Annotated in this window: 13 protein-coding genes and 1 pseudogene; 9 read left to right on the plus strand and 5 right to left on the minus strand. The window is 74.4% G+C overall.

Annotated features, from left to right (window positions below; all coding sequences use genetic code 11):
- Positions 1-18 precede the first annotated feature (18 nt).
- Together pdxH and IE251_RS06475 are read left to right on the plus strand one after the other, a co-directional pair.
- Complete coding sequence (gene pdxH, locus IE251_RS06470) at positions 19-705, plus strand: pyridoxamine 5'-phosphate oxidase (protein ID WP_189751921.1); 687 nt, start codon at positions 19-21, stop codon at positions 703-705.
- Between the two features lie 391 nt (positions 706-1,096).
- A complete protein-coding gene (locus tag IE251_RS06475; RefSeq protein WP_189751922.1) occupies positions 1,097-2,485 on the plus strand; it encodes a PAS domain-containing protein in 1,389 nt (462 codons plus the stop codon).
- Between the two features lie 22 nt (positions 2,486-2,507).
- Here the strand turns inward: IE251_RS06475 and IE251_RS06480 are convergent, their stop codons facing one another.
- Positions 2,508-3,263 (minus strand): SIS domain-containing protein, encoded by a 756-nt coding sequence (locus IE251_RS06480; protein ID WP_189751923.1) that lies wholly within the window; start codon positions 3,261-3,263, stop codon positions 2,508-2,510.
- Positions 3,264-3,902: 639 nt separating this feature from the next.
- Between IE251_RS06480 and IE251_RS06485 the strand changes: the two genes are divergently transcribed.
- Positions 3,903-4,595, plus strand: coding sequence for an iron-dependent transcriptional repressor DtxR (locus IE251_RS06485; RefSeq protein WP_030611974.1), 693 nt, complete (start codon positions 3,903-3,905; stop codon positions 4,593-4,595).
- A 246-nt stretch (positions 4,596-4,841) separates the two neighbouring features.
- On the opposite strand, the gene IE251_RS06490 is transcribed toward IE251_RS06485, so the two are convergent.
- Positions 4,842-5,507 (minus strand): bifunctional DNA primase/polymerase, encoded by a 666-nt coding sequence (locus IE251_RS06490; RefSeq protein ID WP_229896636.1) that lies wholly within the window; start codon positions 5,505-5,507, stop codon positions 4,842-4,844.
- 307 nt (positions 5,508-5,814) lie between these two features.
- Between IE251_RS06490 and IE251_RS06495 the strand changes: the two genes are divergently transcribed.
- On the plus strand, positions 5,815-7,200 hold the full coding sequence (locus IE251_RS06495) for an NsdA family TPR-like regulatory protein (RefSeq protein WP_189751924.1): 1,386 nt from the start codon (positions 5,815-5,817) through the stop codon (positions 7,198-7,200).
- Positions 7,201-7,400: 200 nt separating this feature from the next.
- The gene (locus IE251_RS06500; protein WP_189751925.1) at positions 7,401-9,164 is read left to right on the plus strand and encodes a hypothetical protein; all 1,764 of its coding nucleotides are present in this window, start codon (positions 7,401-7,403) and stop codon (positions 9,162-9,164) included.
- Positions 9,165-9,195: 31 nt separating this feature from the next.
- Here IE251_RS06500 and IE251_RS06505 read toward each other — a convergent pair whose 3' ends face one another.
- Positions 9,196-10,530: an ABC transporter substrate-binding protein gene (locus IE251_RS06505; protein WP_189751926.1), complete on the minus strand. Its 1,335-nt coding sequence runs from the start codon at positions 10,528-10,530 to the stop codon at positions 9,196-9,198.
- Positions 10,531-10,647: 117 nt separating this feature from the next.
- On the opposite strand from IE251_RS06505, the gene IE251_RS06510 reads away from it, so the two are divergent.
- Positions 10,648-11,148 carry an SCO4402 family protein gene (locus IE251_RS06510; RefSeq protein ID WP_189751927.1) on the plus strand — a complete coding sequence of 167 codons (501 nt, stop codon included), beginning with the start codon at positions 10,648-10,650 and terminating at the stop codon, positions 11,146-11,148.
- Between the two features lie 46 nt (positions 11,149-11,194).
- Positions 11,195-12,076 carry a formyltetrahydrofolate deformylase gene (gene purU / locus IE251_RS06515; protein WP_189751928.1) on the plus strand — a complete coding sequence of 294 codons (882 nt, stop codon included), beginning with the start codon at positions 11,195-11,197 and terminating at the stop codon, positions 12,074-12,076.
- Between the two features lie 88 nt (positions 12,077-12,164).
- On the opposite strand, the gene IE251_RS06520 is transcribed toward purU, so the two are convergent.
- Entirely contained in the window at positions 12,165-12,683 is a 519-nt protein-coding gene (locus tag IE251_RS06520) for an EF-hand domain-containing protein (RefSeq protein ID WP_189751929.1), read from the minus strand.
- A 189-nt stretch (positions 12,684-12,872) separates the two neighbouring features.
- The gene (locus IE251_RS06525; protein WP_181795815.1) at positions 12,873-13,253 is read right to left on the minus strand and encodes an STAS domain-containing protein; all 381 of its coding nucleotides are present in this window, start codon (positions 13,251-13,253) and stop codon (positions 12,873-12,875) included.
- Positions 13,254-13,588: 335 nt separating this feature from the next.
- On the opposite strand from IE251_RS06525, the gene IE251_RS06530 reads away from it, so the two are divergent.
- Positions 13,589-14,146, plus strand: coding sequence for a sigma-70 family RNA polymerase sigma factor (locus tag IE251_RS06530; protein ID WP_189751930.1), 558 nt, complete (start codon positions 13,589-13,591; stop codon positions 14,144-14,146).
- Positions 14,143-15,615, plus strand: a pseudogene (locus tag IE251_RS06535) (zf-HC2 domain-containing protein). Before IE251_RS06530 ends, IE251_RS06535 begins: the two are co-directional and overlap by 4 nt.
- Positions 15,616-15,632 lie beyond the last annotated feature (17 nt).

The following is a 15,632-nucleotide window of genomic DNA, read 5'->3' on the forward strand; positions in this document are numbered from 1 at the left end:
ATACGGCAAGATGACCGCGTGACCGATCGCGACCCGCTTCCGGACCCCGTTCTCGACCCCGCTGCCATGCGCAAGCAGTACCGGGCCGACGGCCTCGCCGAGGAGGACCTCGCCACCCATCCGATGGACCAGTTCGCCCGCTGGTTCGAGGACGCGGCCCGGGCTGCGCTGCACGGCACGCTCTACGAGCCCAACGCCATGGTCGTCTCCACGGTGGACGCGGCCGGCCGCCCCAGCGCCCGCACGGTCCTGCTGAAGCAGTACGACACCGAGGGCTTCGTCTTCTACACCAACTACGGCTCGCGCAAGGCCCTCGACCTCGCCGGGAACCCGCACGTCTCGCTGCTCTTCCCCTGGCACCCGCTGGCCCGCCAGGTCATCGTCACCGGCACCGCCCGGCGCACCGGCCGCGACGAGACCGCCGCCTACTTCCGCACCCGCCCGCACGGCTCCCAGCTGGGCGCCTGGGCCAGTGCCCAGTCCACGGTGATCGCCTCCCGCTCGGAACTGGACGCGGCCTACGCCGAACTCGAGGCCCGCTACCCGGAGGGCGAACAGGTCCCGGTGCCCCCGCACTGGGGCGGCTTCCGGGTCATCCCGGAGACGGTCGAGTTCTGGCAGGGCCGCGCCAACCGCCTCCACGACCGGCTGCGCTACACCGCCCGGCCGGACGGCACCTGGACGGTGGAGCGCCTCAGCCCCTGACCCCCGGGGGCGACGTACGCGGGAAACGCAGACGACCCGCGGGCTGGGTTCCTCCGAGGAGGAGCCGGCCGGACGTACCGGCAGCCCGCGGGTCGGGTGACTGCTTGGGATTGGGCCGGCTGCGCGTATCTCTCACACGCTGGTCCGGCACCGCACATGCTGTGGTGTCGGGCCGCTAGCCCGCAGCCACCTCACGCGTCCGGTTCTCATACATCTGCCGAACCACCTCCCTTCTCGTGTACCGACAGCCTAGGAAGCACCCGGGACGCACTCAACTGTTTTTTCTTGCGGGAACAGGGTGTGGGCTGGGTCACGTTCCAGTTGAATGAAGGCCGGTGAGGGAACCGGGCGCCGTATGCACAGGCGCGCAGGCAGTTTCCAGGGGGTCCAGGTGAGTGCTTCGCGGCGGAGTGGGGCCACGGACGAGCTGGGGCCGGACGAGCCGGGTGAGCCGGGCTCCGACCTGCTGGCCGCACTGCTCGACGGGATGGACGCGGCGCTGTGCGCGTTCGACGCCGACGGGGTCGTCACGCACTGGAACCGCGAGGCCGAGCGGATCCTCGGCTGGACGGCCGACGAGGCCGTCGGGCGGCACGGGTTCGCCGGGTGGGCGGTGCGCAGCGCCGACGCCGAGGAGGTGCAGGCCCGGCTGATGTCGGCGATGCACGCGCCGGGCCGTCAGGTGCACGAGTTCGCGCTGGTGACCAAGGACGGCGGGCGGATCCTCGTGCGCACCCAGTCGGCCGCCGTGCGCGGGCCCGACGGGAAACCGGCGGGGGTGTACTGCGCGTTCAGCGAGGTGCACGCGCAGATCGACCTGGAGCGGTCCATCGCGCTGAGCGAGGCGCTGTTCGAGGACGCCGCCTGGGGGGTCGTCCTCGTCGACGCCGATCTGCGGCCCGCCGTGGTCAACGCCTACGCGGCACGTGCCCTGGGCGTCGGACGGACCTCGGCGCTGGGCCGGCCGCTCGGCGAACTGCTGGCGCAGGGCGCGGAGGAGCTGGAGGCCGCGCTGACGCACGTCCTGGCCGAAGGCGCGCCGCCCGCCCCCGCCGAGATGTGGGTCGTCGTGCGCACACCCGAGGGCGAGCGGCGCCGCTGCTGGCGCAACGGGTTCCTGCGGCTGGCCTCGCCGCTCGCCGAGGAGCCGGTGCCGCTCGGCGTCGGCTGGCTGTTCCAGGACGTCACCGAGGCCAGGCAGGACCAGCAGGAGGCGGCCCTGCTGCGGTTCCGCTCCAACCAGCTGCACCGCGCGGCCCGGGCCGCCGCCGAGTGCGAGGACCCGGTGGAGGCGGCCACCGTCCATCTGGACTTCGCCCTCGCCGGGTTCGCCGACCACGCCCTGGTCGACCGGCTGGCGGACGGCCCGAGCACGCCGGGCGAGGGCGACGCGGAGCCGGTCCGGCTGGTCCGGCTCGCCGCCACGCCCGCCGGGGCGCCGGGTCCGAGCCTGCTGACGGGCGCGGCCGGACTGCCCGTGCGCTACCCGGAGGACCACCCGGCGCGGCAGTGCGTGCGGCGCGCCGGGACCGTGCGCGCGGAGGCCGGCGAGGTGCCGGCCGAGCGGGCCCGCGAGTGGGCGCTGGAGCGGCAGTGGCCCGACGACGCGGTGCACGCGCTGTGCGCGGTGCTGCGCAGCCGGGGTCGGACACTGGGCGTGCTGACCTTCCTGCGCGGCGCCGGCCGCAGCCGCTTCGAGCGCGCCGACACGGCCTACGCCGAGGACGTCGCCGTACGGATCGCGGCGGCCCTGGACCTGGCGGAGGCCGTGCGCGGGTAGGCCACCCCGGGTGAGCCGGGGGTCAGCGGCGGTAGAAGATCCGGTCGCCGTACTGCGCCATCACCCGGCCGTTCCACTCGTGCCCGCCGTCGACGTTGCCGGAGCGCAGCAGCGGCGGCTCGATGCCGCGGTCGGCGAGGGCGGCGGCGGTGGTCGCCATGACGGCCTGGAGCAGGGCGGTGGTGACGACCGTGGAGGCGGGGGCGAAGGGCGCCGGGATGGTGTCCAGGGTGAGTTCCGCGTCCCCTACGGCGATCTTGGAGTCCAGGACGATGTCGCAGTGGTCCTTCAGGAAGGTGCCGGAGGCGTGCCGGGACGTGGTCTCGGCGGCGTACGCCACCGAGGTCACGCCGATGACCTTCAGACCGTGGGCGCGGGCGCCCAGGGCCATCTCCACGGGCAGGGCGTTGCGGCCGGAGAGGGAGATGATCACCAGGGCGTCGCCGGGGCGCACCGGTGAGGTGTCCAGGACGGCACCGGCCAGGCCGTCGACCCGTTCGAGGGCGGAACCGAGGGTGGCCGGGGTGACGTCGACGCCGACGACTCCGGGGACGGCGAGCAGGTTCATCAGGGCCAGGCCGCCCGCGCGGTAGACGACGTCCTGGGCGGCCAGCGAGGAGTGCCCGGCGCCGAACGCGAACAGGCGGCCGCCGGCCGCGACGGTGTCGGCGAGCAGGGCGCCGGCCGCGGCGATCGCCTCGGCCTCCTCGTCGCGGACCCGTTGCAGCAGGCCGATGGCGGCGTCGAAGAACAGGTCGGCAGGCGTGCCGTCGCTCATGCGGTGCCCCTTCGCAGCGTCTGTGTCGCGGATCACGGTGCGGTCTGGACCATCGCGGTGTCAATACGGCCGAAGGCACGCGCCCGGCGGGGACCCACGACGGCGCCCCACGGCCCTGCCTGCCGTGGGCGTCCGGCCGCCCGACGCCTGCCCTGCGCGCAGGCAGCCGGCCATGGGCCCGCACCGGCGTACGACGGCCCCGCCCGCCGGGACAGCCCGGCCGTCCGACGTCGTGTCCCGCGCGGTGGCGAACGGTTCCGGGCCCCGCGCCCCAGGGGCGGGAGCAGTGCCGTCCGCACGCCGGGTGCCTGCCCCCGCGTCCGCTGTCCGACGGCCGCCCCGCGCGGTGGCGTCCGGTCCCGGGCCCGGACCCGGTGGTGGCTTCGCGGTGGCGACCCGCGTCCCCGTGCCCGTAGTCGGCCGGGTGACCGGACCCGGCGACGGGGACGGCGCCGCGCTACGATCGGCCCGCGTGGGCGCGACCGCCCCGCGCGCTCGTCTCCGACAACGGCCCGTGCCCCCTTCGAACAGCCCCGTTTCCCTGGTGCCGCCCGGTTGTCAGTGGGATCCGGCAGAATTGATGTACAGGGGGGCCGCGCACGCGCCGGGGCTGCCGGCAGAGGTAATCGAGGGGCACGTATGTCCGGACTGATCGACACCACGGAGATGTATCTCCGCACCATCCTCGAACTCGAAGAGGAAGGCGTCGTCCCCATGCGCGCCCGCATCGCGGAGCGGCTGGACCAGAGCGGGCCGACGGTGAGCCAGACGGTGGCGCGCATGGAGCGCGACGGCCTGGTGTCCGTGGCCAGCGACCGGCACCTGGAGCTCACGGAGGAGGGGCGCCGGCTGGCGACGCGCGTGATGCGCAAGCACCGCCTGGCCGAGTGCCTGCTCGTCGACGTGATCGGGCTGGAGTGGGAGCAGGTGCACGCGGAGGCCTGCCGCTGGGAGCACGTGATGAGCGAGGCCGTGGAGCGGCGCGTGCTGGAGCTGCTGCGGCATCCCACCGAATCGCCGTACGGCAACCCCATCCCGGGCCTGGAGGAGCTGGGCGAGAAGGACGGCGCCGACCCGTTCCTGGACGAGGGCATGGTCTCGCTGGCCGACCTGGACGCGGGCACGGACGGCAAGACGGTCGTCGTACGCCGTATCGGGGAGCCGATCCAGACGGACGCCCAGCTGATGTACACGCTGCGGCGGGCGGGCGTGCAGCCCGGCTCGGTGGTGAGCGTGACCGAGTCGCCCGGCGGTGTGCTCGTGGGCAGCGGCGGCGAGGCGGCCGAGCTGGAGGCGGACGTCGCCTCCCATGTGTTCGTGGCCAAGCGCTGAGCCGGGTCCGGTACGAGCAGGGGCCCCGGCGCCGTGTGGCGCCGGGGCCTGTCCTCCCCTGTTGCTGACCCGGAGCCCCGAGCTCTCAGGGTCATCCCCCTCGGACCGGCTTTTCCCCGAGCGGTCCGCCTCCTGCCAGGAAGATCCCCTCACACACGGCGATCATTCATCGCGCGGTGTCACTCATATGAGGGGTGTTGACCGCGAAAACGGACTTTCAGGGCGCGTGTTCGACAGGGGAACGGGTCAGCGGTCCCTTCCGCAGGCGTAGGCCAGCGGCGAGATCAGTTCCTCCACGTCCGGCAGCCAGCGGTTCGCCGGGGTCGGGCGGCGGGCCCACTGCACGGCGCCCCGGGACCCGAACCGGGTGGGCGGCGCCGCCACGTACGCGCCCTCGCCCAGCGCCACCAGGTCCAGCGACGGCAGCGACCAGCCCAGCCGCCGCACCAGGTCCGCCACCTTCGCCGAGGCCCCCGGCAGCACGAAGAACTGCATCCGCCGGTCCGGGGTCAGCGTGACCGGACCGAGCGTCAGCTCCATCCGTTCCATCCGGGCGAGCGCCAGGAACCCGGCGCTCTCCGGGACGGACAACGCCTCGAACGTCCGGCCCGTCGGCAGCAGGATCGACGCCGCCGGCTGCTGCTGCCACATCCGGCGCGCGACGGTCGCACTGCCGGTCGCGTGGGTCGCCCAGTCGGGGCGCGCGGGGTGCGCGCCCGGCGCGGGGCAGGCGGCCTCACCACAAGAGCAGCGCTGCGTGCCGCCGGCGGTCTCCAGCCAGGTGCCCGGCACCACGTCCCAGTGCCGCTCCTCGGCGTAGCGTACGGCGGTCTCCAGCAGCGATGTCCCGCGCTGCCGCGGAATCTGACCGGCCATCTGCGTGTTCTCGGCGCCCGCGATCGTCTCTTCCACGCTCCTCTCAACTCCCCTGCCCACCTGGAGTTACGGCCCCGGGGCGCGCGCGGGGAGGAGCATCGTTCCGGCGGTCGGGGCGCATGGAGGCACGGCCGGGGGCGCGCACGAGGGAGCCGGGCGTGGGCGGGGTAGCCAGGGAGTGGGCCGGCATCCTCCATTACTTCCGGCAAACCGCATATGTCGCGCATTGACGGTATGTCTACTGGGCAGTGATCGTCCCGACCGGACCGACCGGGACGGAGCCGCGGGCTCCGCAGGGTCGGACAACACGCTCCAAGGGGACCGCAACGCAGGGGGTACACACATGGCCGCAAGGCCTCTCGTGGCGAGGCAGCCGAACGAACGGCTGCAAGCACTCATCCAGGAAGCGGGGTGCTCGAACGCCGGGCTGGCCCGGCGGGTCAACATGTGCGGCGCCGAGCACGGCCTCGACCTGCGCTACGACAAGACGTCCGTGGCCCGCTGGCTGCGCGGACAGCAGCCGCGGGGCCGGGCCCCGGCGATCATCGCCGAGGCGCTCGGGCGCAAGCTCGGCCGGACGGTCACGATCGACGAGATCGGCATGGCCAACGGCAAGAACCTCGCCTCGGGGGTCGGCCTCCAGTTCTCGCCGACGGTACTGGGAGCCATCGAGCAGGTCTGCGAGCTGTGGCGCAGCGACGTGGGGCGCCGGGACTTCCTGTCCGGCTCCTCCGTCGCCGCCTCCGCGCTGGTCGAGCCCAGCCGGGACTGGCTGATCTCGGCGCCGGACACCCAGGTGGCCCGGCAGGCGGGCCCGCGCGTGGGCCAGTCCGACGTGGCCGCCGTGCGGTCCATGACCCAGGCGCTGGTGGACCTCGACCACCAGTACGGCAGCGGGCACGTCCGCCCGGTCGTGGTGCACTACCTCAACAGCGTGGTGTCCGGGCTGCTCGCGGGCTCCTACCGGGAGGCGGTCGGCCGCGAACTCTTCGCCACCGTCGCCCGGCTGACCGAACTGGCCGGGTACATGGCGGTGGACACCGGCCAGCCGGGCCTGGCCCAGCGGTACTACATCCAGTCGCTGCGCCTCGCCCAGGCCGCCGGCGACCGCGGGTACGGCGGGTACGTCCTGGCCGCCTCCATGAGCCACCTCGCCGCGCAGCTCGGGAACCCGCGCGAGATCGCCCAGTTGGCGCGGGCGGCGCAGGAGGGCGCGCGCGGGCATGTCACCCCGCGCGCGGAAGCGATGTTCCACGCCGCCGAAGCGCGCGGGCACGCCCTGCTCGGCGACGCGCGCGCGGCACAGGCGGCCGGCGGGCGCGCGGTGACCGCGCTGGAGCGCGCCGACGCCGCCGACGGCGACGACCCGGCGTGGATCGCGCACTTCGACCAGGCATACCTGGCCGACGAGTTGGCGCACTGCCACCGTGACCTCGGACAGCCCGAGCAGGCGGCGCGGTACGCCGAGCAGTCGCTGGCCGGGCACCCCGCCTCCCGGGCCCGCCGCCGCGCGATCGGCTATGTGCTGCTCGCCACCGCCCAGGTGCAGCAGCGCGAGATCGAGCAGGCCTGCAACACCGGCCTGAGAGCGGTGGAGTTGCTGGAGACACTGCGCTCCAACCGGGGCGCCGAGTATCTGGACGACCTCCAGCAGCGTCTGGAGCCGTTCCGGGAGGAGGCGGTGGTACGGGAGTTCGGGGCCCGCCTCGAACTCCAGCAGGCCGCGTGAACAACGGCCCCGCGGCAAGGTGAACGCACGGGAACGGCACCCGGTGGGTGCCGGGTGCCGTGCGCGGCGCGCCGCGGGGCCGGCCCTGTTATCGCCGTCACAGCACGGCAGATCACGTCCTGAGCTGCGTGGCACCCGGCTCGGGGGACCCGGTAGCGTGTGCCGACGATTCACAAGGTCCCCCATTAGTAGGAGTCCCGGTGACGCAGAGTGGACAGGGCGAGGAGCCCTCGGCGCGGCCCGCGCGCGAAGGCATCGTGCTGCCCTCGGACGGAGGCGAGCCCCTGCTGCCGGGCACGACCGCGCCGCCCGAGCCCGCCGCCCCGGCCGGCGGACAGTCCTGGGACGGCTCCCGGGGCCCCGGGCAGCAGACGCCCCCGCCGGGCCAGGGCTGGCCCCCGGCGGCGGCCCAGCAGTGGACCGGCCCCGGACAGCAGTCCCCGTCCGCCGCGGGCCCCGGCCCGCTGCCCCCGGAGGGCGCCCCGGCCCCGTCGTACGGCGGCCAGGCACCCGGCTACGGCGACACCCACGCCGCCGGCCCCGGCGCCTACGGCACGCCCCCGCAGCCCGGCTACGGCGCGCCCGACCCGTACCAGCAGCCCCAGCAGCCGTATCCGGGACAGCAGTCCCAGCAGCCGTACCAGGCACAGCAGCCGCATCCCGGGCAGCACTCCCAGCAGCCGTACCAGCCCCAGCAGAACCAGCAGCCGTACCCGGGGCAGCCGTATCAGGCGTCGCCCGGCGCGCCGACGCCGTCCGCCGCGGGCGCCCCGCTGCCCCCGCCGGCCGACGCCGCGACGCAGTACCTCCCGCCGGTCAGCGCCCAGGGCGGCGCCGACGAGGGCGCCACCCAGTACATACCGCCCGTGCAGGCCGCGCCGGCCGACGGTGCCACGCAGTACCTCCCGCCGGTCGGCGCGGGTCCCGCCGGCCCCGGTGACGAGGCGGCCACCCAGTACATCCCGCCGGTGGCCTCCGGCGCGCTCCCGCCGGAGTCGGGCGCCGAGGAGACCCGCTACCTCGGCCGGACGCCCCGGCAGCCGGGGCCCGCGCCCGCCGACGCGGAGGCCACGCAGTACATCCCGCCCTACGCGGCCGAGACCCAGATCCAGGCGCCGGTGCCGGCCGCGGACCGGCAGCCGCCCGCCGAGTTCGACAACCTCTTCCGCGGCGGCCCCGCGGGCGGCGACGGCCCGGCCGGCTCCACCCAGCAGCTCCCGGTCGTCCAGCGGCCGGACGCCTACCCCGGCCCGGAGCCGTCCGCGTACCGCCCGGCGCAGCCGTCGTACGACCACGGGCCGGACGACGGCGGCGGGCGGCGCGGCGGCCGGTCGCGGGTGCCGCTGATCGCCGCCGCCGCGGTGGGCCTGATCGTGGTCGGCGTGGGCGCCGGCGCCCTGCTCAGCGCCGGCGGCGGCGACGGCAAGGACGCGGGCGGGGACGACACGCCGGTCGTGGCCGCGTCCCCGGCCGGTACGGACTCCGCCTCCGCCTCGCCCAGCGCCGACCCCGCCCGGCAGCAGGCGGTGGAGCTGGACAAGCTGCTCGCGGACAGCGGCAGCAGCCGGGCCGCGGTGATCCAGGCGGTGGCCGACGTCCGCAAGTGCGACAACCTCGACCAGGCCGCGGCCGACCTGCGGGACGCGGCCCGGCAGCGCGGTGAGCTGGTCACCCGGCTGAACAAGCTGCCCACGGACAAGCTGCACTCCCAGGGCCAGCTCAGGGACGCCCTGACCAGGGCCTGGCAGGCGTCCGCCGCGGCCGACAACCACTACGCGGCCTGGGCCGACCAGGTCAAGGGGCACAAGGGCTGCCACAAGGGGCAGGCCCGCTCCACCGGCGAGACCCAGGCGGGCAACCGGGAGAGCAAGACCGCGACCGAGCAGAAGGGCAAGGCGGCCCCGCTGTGGAACGCGATCGCCCGGCAGTACGGCCTGACCCAGCGCCAGCCCACCCAGCTGTGACGCCCCCGGCGGGCCCCGGCGCCGGGGCCCGTCAGGGCACCTCGGCCCGCGCCAGGACCGGGGTCATGTCGGCGACCCCCTTCTTGTCGCCGACGCGCTGTCCGGCCGCGACCAGCCGGCCGCCCCGGACCACCTGGAGGGTGACGTCGGCGTTGACCAGCCGCGGGAAGCCGACCGCGGCGAGCCTGCCCGCGTAGGGCCAGATCAGGGTGGGGGTGAGGCCGCCGGTGGAGACCCGCAGCCCGTCGTTGAGGGTGCGCCGCACGGCGTCGGCGCTCACCTCGCCGTCGCCGATCCTCTCCAGGACGGCCCGGAGCACGGTGTAGGCGATCCAGGTGGTCTGCACCCCGGCGTCGGCGGGGTCGATGCGGTCGTCGTCGAAGGCCGCCTCGCTGATCACCTTCCGCATCGGGGCCCAGCGCGGATCGGAGGCGGCCGGGTACCAGCCGGTGATGTACGCCCCCTCGTACGGCCCGGAGGCCCCGCCCGTGGCGTTGATCACCGTCTGGTCGACGCTGCCGAGCACGGTCGCCGTACGCACGTCCGGGTGGTTCGCGCGGACCCGCCGGAAGGAGTCCATGAAGGTGTCCGTGCGGTCGCCGAGCGCGGGCACCACACAGCCCTCGCGGGCCGGGTCGGCGGTCGCGTGGCGCAGCGCCCGCTCGGCCTGGTCGCCGTACTCGGTGGCGTCCTCGGCGGCGAGCTGGTCGTCGGCGTCCGCGTGCCCGCCGGCCCGAAGGCCCGAGTCGAGCAGCGCGGGCAGCTGGTCGCCGGCGATGCTGTCGGGGCGGACCAGGGCGACGTTGCCGCAGCCGGCCGCGAGGGCCTTGCCGAGGCCGGCCAGCAGGGCGGGCTGGCCGCCGTTGACCGGGTAGGACATGGTGCCGGTGAACTCGTCGTTGGTGACGCCGTAGCCGCCGATGTAGGGGATGCCGGCGCCCTCCAGCGGGGCGAGGAAGGAGTCGCCGAACTGGCTGTAGGAGCCGACGACGGCGACCACGTTCTCGGCCGCGGCGCGCTTGGCGCACTTCGCGGCGCCCACGCTGTCGTTGTGGTCGTTGCAGGTCAGCACCTTCAGCTCGCGGCCGTTGATGCCGCCGTGCGCGTTGACCCACTTCGCGTAGGCGAGGGCCATCGCGGGCATGCCGGGCTTGTTGGTCGCGTCGGTGTCCTGCGGGGCCCAGGTCATCACCGTGACCGGCTCGTCCCCGGAGCCCCCCGTGGCACCGGGGACGAGCCCGCACGCGGCGGTGAGCGACGCGCACAGGGCCACGGCACACGCGGCGAGCACCGTGGCCCGGACGGGGCGGGAAGAGCGGGAAGAGGCGGGAACGGGGATGGTGCGAGTGCGTCGCCTGCCGGTCATGGACACGCACGATTCCCTCACACCGCTAACCCCTGAGTGACCCTTGGTCAACGAAGGGTGACGGCGAGGTGAATTACGGGGGCCGGTGGGCGGGGGCGGCCGCGGAACGTACGATCGGTGACCGTGCAAGGTTCGGAGAACTCTTCCCGTCGCGGCCGCCGCTCCTCCACCATGGGCGGCATGCCCCTCAACGACATGCCGTGGTGGCGGTGGCGCAGCAATGTGCGCTCGGCGCTGCACATGCTCTCCGACCCGGTGTTCCAGCGCGAGGTCTGGCTGGCCGGGGCCGACGGCTACGGCGACGTCACGGACGCCGTGTACCGGCTGGTGGAGGACACCTGGCTGGACAACTGGTCGGCGGAGAAGTACGTCGGCACCATATTCCGGGACTCGCAGGAGGCGGCGCTCGTCGACACCGCCGTGCTGCGGCTGCTGCGGATCATGCACCAGGTCGGCCCGGACGCGCCGGTCGCCGCCTACCTGGACAACCCCGGCTGGCCGGACGCGGTGCGGGCGGCGCGGGACGCGCACGTACGGATGTCGGTGAGCGACGGGGACGACCCGGACGCGGCCCCGAAGAGCCTGGAGGTCCTGCGCATCCTGACGCGTTCCGTTTAGCGGACGGCGGCACGCGCGGGGTGCCCGGTATGGGACCCTGTGGTGCATGACAGATCAGTCCGCTTCCGCCGCCGCCCCGGCCGACCAGTACGTCCTGACGCTCTCCTGCCCGGACAAGCAGGGCATCGTGCACGCCGTGTCCAGCTACCTGTTCATGACCGGCTGCAACATCGAGGACAGCCAGCAGTTCGGCGACCACGACACGGGACTGTTCTTCATGCGCGTCCACTTCTCGGCCGAGGCGCCGGTGACGGTGGAGAAGCTGCGGGCGAGCTTCGCCGCGGTCGGGGACTCCTTCCACATGGACTGGCAGATCCACCGGGCCGACGAGAAGATGCGCGTCCTGCTCATGGTCAGCAAGTTCGGGCACTGCCTGAACGACCTGCTGTTCCGGGCGCGGATCGGCGCGCTTCCGGTGGAGATCGTCGGCGTGGTGTCGAATCACACCGATTTCGAAGAGCTGGTGGGTTCGTACAACATTCCCTTCCACCACATCCCGGTCACCAAGGACACCAAGCCCGAGGCCGAGGCCGCGCTGCTGGAGCTGGTGCGCGAGGAGCGGATCGAACTGGTCGTCCTCGCCCGCTACATGCAGGTCCTCTCGGACGACCTGTGCAAGCAGCTCAGCGGCCGGATCATCAACATCCACCACTCGTTCCTGCCGAGCTTCAAGGGCGCGAAGCCGTACCACCAGGCGCACGCGCGGGGCGTGAAGCTGATCGGCGCGACGGCGCACTACGTCACCGCGGACCTGGACGAGGGGCCGATCATCGAGCAGGAGGTCGAGCGGGTCGGGCACGGTGTGACGCCGGACCAGCTGGTGGCCATCGGCCGGGACGTGGAGTGCCAGGCGCTGGCGCGGGCCGTCAAGTGGCACGCCGAGCGGCGCATCCTGCTCAACGGCCGCCGGACCGTGGTGTTCGCCTGAGCCTCTGAACTCCTGGGCCTCCGAACCCCTGGGCCCCTGAGCCCGGGTGGTCCGGGCGGCCCTCACGCCTGCTCGGGCACCGTGAAGCTCACGCCTGCTCGGGCACCGTGAAGTAGCGGGCGAAGGCCGGGACGACGTCCCGCTCGTCGATCCTTCCGTCGCCGTCGGTGTCGAGCGCGGCGGCGGCCGTCTCGGCCGGGCCGGCCGGTACGTGCAGGGCGCGCAGGACGCGGGCGGCGTCGGGGACGGTGATCCGCCCGTCGGCGTCCGTGTCGGCCACCGCCAGAGCCGCGTGCAGGAAGGGGCGGGCGATCTCGGCGAACCGGCCGGGATTGTCGCGCAGCCGCTTGACCGCGCCGGTGACGAACTCCTGGCGGGTGATGCGCTGGTCGCCGTCCCGGTCGGCGATGCCGGCCATGCCCTGCCAGAACGCCTCCGCGCCGGCGTACAGCGCCTGGCCCGTGGCGGAGCGGGCGGGCACGGCGAACTCGGCGAGCAGGGCCTTGGCGGCCGCGCTGAAGTCCTCGCGGTCGATGTAGCCGTTGCCGTCCTGGTCGAATCCGGCGAACCGGGCGGCGATCCGGCGTTCGTACTCGGTGCTGGCCATGTGGGGGGCCGCCTTACGTGTGCGTCGTACATGGGGGGACCGCGGGACCGGGCGGGTCCGTGGGCCTGGCTGGGAGCGTACGACGCGGATGGCCGTCGGATGGCGGAAAACCGACGACTGTGCCAAGACCGGGGGAATTCCGCGACAACGCCGTGTCCCGGCCGGGACGTTGTCACACCCGGAGGGGGATCAGGCGGACAGCGGTCCGGCCTCGTCCGTGGTGGCGGAGTCGAGGTCGGGGTGGACGTCGAAGAGGCGGCGGACGCCGAGCGCGCCGAGGACGCGGTTGACGTGCGAGCCGTCGACGGCGCCCCGGTCCGGCAGGATCAGCCGCAGCCGGCCCTGGCAGGAGCGGATCAGCCGGCGGGCGGCGATGAGCACGCCGACCCCGCTGGAATCGCAGAAGAACACGTCGGAGAGGTCGACGACGAGGCTGTGGTGTCCCTCGGCGACGGCGTCGTGCACGTGCTGGCGCAGCACCGGCGAGGTCATCAGGTCCAGTTCCCCGGAGACCCGGAGCACGGCCCACCGGCCTTGTTCGACGCCGGTCACCTTGAATGCCACGGCCATGCCCCTCCGCTCGCGGGATGTCCCGGAACCGCCCGGAAACGGAAGCAGTTCCTACGTTTCCTGTCGCGCGGCTGCCCAGCGGCCGTTCCCTGAAACGTGACGCCGCAAACGGCGGGTGATCAATAAGGGGCTTATTCCAGTCATCAACGATCGTCTTTGATCAAGTGTGCGCGTGACTCGCGTGAAGGTTGTGTGAAGAGGGCACTATCACGGGAGGTGGCTTCGGGGGCGCACATTGGCACAAAGGGGCGTGCGCTGTCGGAGGGGCCGACTACATTCGAGAGGGCGGGGCCGACCGGCCCGGTGACCGCTGGACGGTGAGGGGAGGGGACCGCATGGCCAGGAACGATCTGTCGCCCCGGTGGGACCGCAAGATGCAACAGCGGCTCGCCCGCGGTGAGGCGGCGGCCCTCGGCGAGATGTACGACCGGTTCGCCTCCCTCGTGCACAACCTGGCCCACCGCGTCCTGGACGACGAGCGGGCCGCCGACTCCGTCACCCGCGAGGTCTTCGCCCACGTCTGGGAGCACCCCGAGACCTACGACCCCAGGGAGGGCCCGCTGCGCTCCTGGCTCGCCGAGGTCACCCAGCGGGTCGCCGTACAGCGGCTGCGGGACCGGGAGGAACTGGAGCAGCCGCTGCGCGAGGAACGGGAGGGCACGGTGCGGCGCGCCTCGGTCGCCGCCCGCGCCGACTACATCGTCCACTCCATGCCCGCCCCGCTGCGGGCCGCCCTCGACCTGGCCTACAACCAGCGCCGCGACTACCGCCAGACCGCCGCCGGCCTCGGCGTCACCGAGGACGAGGCGCGCCGCCGGCTCCGCCTCGGCCTCCAGCTCCTGGCCACCGCCCACGACGCCGGCACCCCGCCGGGATACCGGGGTGCGGTGTGAACGGCCCGCACCGCTCCGAGGGGGCGCACGATTTCGAGGGGGCGCACGGGAACGCCCACGGCGCGGCGGACGGCCGCCGGGACGACGAAGAGCCCGGGGAGCACCGGGAAGGCGGCACCGGCGGGCACCGCGGCCGGACCGGCTCCGGAGGCCACCGCGGCCCGGCCGGCTCCGGCGGGCGCTTCGGGCCGCCGGGCGGTGCCGCCGCGGGCGCCGGACGGTCCGGGGCGGTGCCCGGCCCGCGCATACCCACGCCCCGAACCTCCGTGGAGGACAGCGGACTTCCGCTCCCCGCCCGCGCCGACCTGGGGGACCTCGCACCCGTGCCGCCGCTCGATCTGTCGCACGACGTCCTGAAGTCGCTGCTCGGCGCCTGGGCGCTGACCGCCTGCTCGGCCGCGGAGACGGCGGCCGTGGAGGAACACCTGGGCGGCTGCGGTGCCTGTGCCGACGAGGCCCGCCGGCTGCGCGAGGCGGTCGGCCTGCTGCACCAGCCGGAGAGTCTGGACCTGGACCCCGGTCTGCGCACCCGGGTCCTGGAGAGCTGCCTGCGGCGCCGGCCGCCGCGCATCCCGGTCCCCGACTGGGCCGCGCCGTACGACGCCGAGACCGCCCGGCTGGACGCGCTGCTCCAGGACTTCAGGGACGCGGAGTGGCGGGCGCCGGTGGAACTGCGCTGGTTCGAGAACGACCTCCCGGCGGGCCGCCGTACCACCGTCGCCGGCGTCATAGCGCACCTGCTCGCGGTGGACGGGCTGATCGCCGCCGCGCTCGGCCTCGCCGACCCGCTGGCCCGGGCCGCCGGTCCGGCCGGTCCGGCCGGAGCGGGCGCGGCGGGACCGGCCGGCCGCACGGAGGTCTACTGGCGCTCCGCGCACCTGCCGCCGGCGCACGCGGTGCGCGGAGCCTGGCGGGAGCAGAGCCACGCCCTGGTGCGCACGGTGTCCTTCACCGGCGGCCGCACGGGCGGACTGCCGGTGTCCTACGGCGAGTTCACGCTGCCGCTGCACGACGCGATGCTGGACCGGGCCTTCGAGTGCTGGGTGCACGCCGAGGACATCGCCAAGGCGGTGGACTACCCGTACGCGGTGCCGGCGCCCCGGCATCTGCACCGGATGATCGACCTCGCGGCCCGCGTGCTGCCGACGGTGCTCGCCGAGCGCCGCCGCGCGGGCCTGTCCGAGCCGGCCCGTCACACCCCGCACCTGGTGCCGGCCGGCGCGCCCGGCCGCAGCCTGCGGCTGGAGATCGAGGGCGACGCCGGAGGCGAGTGGCTGATCCCGCTGGACTCGCCGGCGGCACGGGGCTCCGCGGAACTGGAGGTGGCCCGCCTGGTGCTCGACGGAGCCGAGTTCTGCAAGCTCGCGGCCGGCCATGTGTCCCCGGAGGACGCCGCGGCGGGCTAGGAGGGCGACCGCCGGGCGATCCGGGACGTGCTGTACGCGGCCGCGAGCCTCAGCCGGATGTGAACGGCGTGAGCCTCAGC

It is taken from the genome of Streptomyces eurythermus (assembly GCF_014649115.1).
GTDB classification, from domain to species: Bacteria; Actinomycetota; Actinomycetes; order Streptomycetales; family Streptomycetaceae; genus Streptomyces; species Streptomyces eurythermus.